The sequence below is a fragment of the Microvirga sp. P4_G7 genome (assembly GCF_056401005.1).
Genome location: NZ_JBFUKD010000627.1, coordinates 1 through 2,160, shown reverse-complemented (window position 1 = coordinate 2,160; position 2,160 = coordinate 1). Strand labels below are relative to the sequence as shown.

General features: G+C 57.6%; 3 protein-coding genes. All 3 read left to right on the top strand.

Going from position 1 to position 2,160, the window contains the following annotated elements; genetic code table 11:
- Positions 1-271: 271 nt before the first annotated feature.
- Positions 272-1,021, top strand: a complete 750-nt coding sequence (locus AC1DT3_RS18810; protein ID WP_477466744.1) for a virion core protein, T7 gp14 family — start codon at positions 272-274, stop codon at positions 1,019-1,021.
- 9 nt (positions 1,022-1,030) lie between these two features.
- A complete protein-coding gene (locus AC1DT3_RS18805; RefSeq protein WP_477466743.1) occupies positions 1,031-1,573 on the top strand; it encodes a ribonuclease H family protein in 543 nt (180 codons plus the stop codon).
- Positions 1,574-1,629: 56 nt separating this feature from the next.
- A partial coding sequence (locus tag AC1DT3_RS18800) for a ParB/RepB/Spo0J family partition protein (protein WP_477466742.1) occupies positions 1,630-2,160 on the top strand: 531 nt, incomplete at its 3' end.

Sequence of the window (2,160 nt, the reverse complement as noted above, 5' to 3'; positions counted from 1 at the left end):
GTCAGGGACTGGTCAAGCAGAACTATGCACTAACCCGATACGACCTCGCCAAGCTGGGCGAAGTGCGAGCCGCCTTTGAGCAAGCACATCAGGTTGCAGCGTCTACATCGATCATCATCAGCCTCGCAATCGCGGCTCTTGCGGATGAGATCAGGAGCGGAAAGGTCCGGTATTCAGACGACCTTCGTTCTACCGTTAAAGGCTTCACGCTGTCCGCCCCAGACGGCGGATCGCGTAGGCGTCCCTTCATTCCATTTCAAAGTGAGATGCCATGTGTTTCGTAGGAGCCGGGGCTGTTCTCGGAACTGTCACGAGCATCGGGACATCCCTGCTCGGAAACGCTTCCGCGTCTGCCGATGCCGCAAAAAACAACGCATACGCCGCCCAGCAGCAACTCGTTCACGAACAATACCGGACGAAGCAGATGGAGTACCAATCCACCACGTATGCCAAGGATCTCGAATATCGAGGTCAGGTGCAGGACTACCAGGAGTCTGAGTTCGACCGCCAAGTGGACTTCGTCAACGAAGCCCGCGACAACATGGAGGAGAACTACTTCACGAAGGTTGGTGGCCTCTTGGTCCGCGCCTTCGAAGAGCAGATCGCAAGTTCCTTCGAGAAGCAGACTGTGCAGGCCCAAGGCCGCGCTGCCCGCGCCACGGCGAACGTCACGCTCGGCGAACGCAACGTCGACGGAAACACTGCACGACAACTCGAAGGAGAACTGTTCCGGCAAGAAGGCGAGAGCCTCACCATGTCGGATATGAACGACTCCGCTCGTGAACGCCAGCTTCGTTTGGATGTCATGGGTCTCAAGGCGGAACACGTCTCCAGAACAGGTCAGTTACAGATCCAGGCGTCCGCGCCTCTGGCTCCGATCAACTCCCCGTCCCCCATCGCGCCGGTCGCGCCATATCAGCAAAAATCAGGCAGCTCGGATACCGCTCTCGGCCTCAAAGTCGGATCCGAGATCATCACTGGTATCGGGAGCTACATGAAGGCCAACGGCTACAGTTTCTAGGGATCAACGATGAGAGCACAGCTAGTTGAAACAGCAAACGTACCCACACCCATCTTCCCGTCAGAATGGGAAGCGTGGTGCGACGGGAGTAGTCTTGGTAACCCGGGTCCTGCGGGATGGGCGATCTATGTGAGGAGACCTGACGGATCCGCCTTCAGGCAGTACGGCAGCAGCAAGCTCAAGCGGACAAACAATGAAGCCGAACTTCATGCGCTACTCAATGCCGTAAGAGCGGTCCCGCTAGACGCGCCCGCCGTGATCCACGCGGACTCAACCTATGCAATCGATGCAGCGACCACCTTCAGAGCCGCGTGGACAGTCAAGGGAATGCGAAAGGCAAACGGGAAGCCAGTCGCGAACCCGGAGATGGTCAAGGCGCTCTGGATGGAACTGGACTTAAGACCGCTCGTCCGCCTGGAGCATTGCCGAGGCCACGCTGGGGATCCTGGCAACGAGATGGTCGATGGACTGGCAAGGACAGCCGCCGAGGCGCGTAAGGCCGGAGGAAAGCCCATGAAGAAAGTCCACACTGAAATCGTCGCGAAAGCCTGACGACAACCGAGGGAGGTTCGCGGAGAGCGAGCCCCCTCATCATCCAGCAGAGAAAGATGAAGCTAACGCAGCCCGTAAGAAAAAGCAGCGCCATGCCACCGAAAGTAAAGCGGGCGCTAGAAGAACTGGAGAAGCAGGCCAAGGAGCCGCAACCTTGCATCCTTCCAAGTCGTCTCCTTCTCACCGACATCAAGAAGATCCCCGAGTTATTTCAGCCAAGGAACGGGAAGTCGGAGGCTCACATCGAGGAACTCGCCAAGGCACTCCGAGAACATCAGGAACTGGACTCCATCCTCGTCATGCAGGTTGGACGGTGGCCCGTTCTCATCGACGGACATCACAGATGGAGTGCCTACAAGAGGACGAATGGGAAGCACTCAATCCCCGTCAGATACTTCTCTGGGACAATCGCTGAGGCCATCGCAGAGTCGGGCAAGGAGAACTCCAAAGCCAAACTTCCGATGCAGCCGAGTGATCGCCAAGATTACTCATGGAGGCTCACCAAGATGGAGATGCACTCCCTCAGCGAAACAACCAAAGCGGCAGGGATCAGCAAGGCCCAAGCCGCCATCATGCGGAAGGTACTG